Origin of the sequence: Vibrio qingdaonensis (assembly GCF_026191675.1) — a bacterium.
GTDB classification, from domain to species: domain Bacteria; phylum Pseudomonadota; class Gammaproteobacteria; order Enterobacterales; family Vibrionaceae; genus Vibrio; species Vibrio qingdaonensis.
Genome location: NZ_JAKRRY010000201.1, coordinates 1 through 276, shown reverse-complemented (window position 1 = coordinate 276; position 276 = coordinate 1). Strand labels below are relative to the sequence as shown.

Here is a 276-nt window from a genome sequence, read left to right as displayed (position 1 = left end):
ACCTTTTGGGGTTGTATGGTTAAGTGACTAAGCGTACACGGTGGATGCCTTGGCAGTCAGAGGCGATGAAGGACGTAATAACTTGCGATAAGCCCAGATTAGGTAGTAATAACCTGTGAGTCTGGGATTTCCGAATGGGGAAACCCACGTGCATAAGCACGTATCATTAACTGAATACATAGGTTAATGAGGCAAACCGGGGGAACTGAAACATCTAAGTACCCCGAGGAAGAGAAATCAACCGAGATTCCGAAAGTAGCGGCGAGCGAAATTGGA

1 rRNA gene is annotated in these 276 nt (G+C 46.7%); it reads left to right on the top strand.

Annotated elements, in window-relative coordinates:
• Window positions 1-17: 17 nt before the first annotated feature.
• Window positions 18-276: ribosomal RNA gene (locus MD535_RS26015) — 23S ribosomal RNA — on the top strand; the annotation flags it as partial.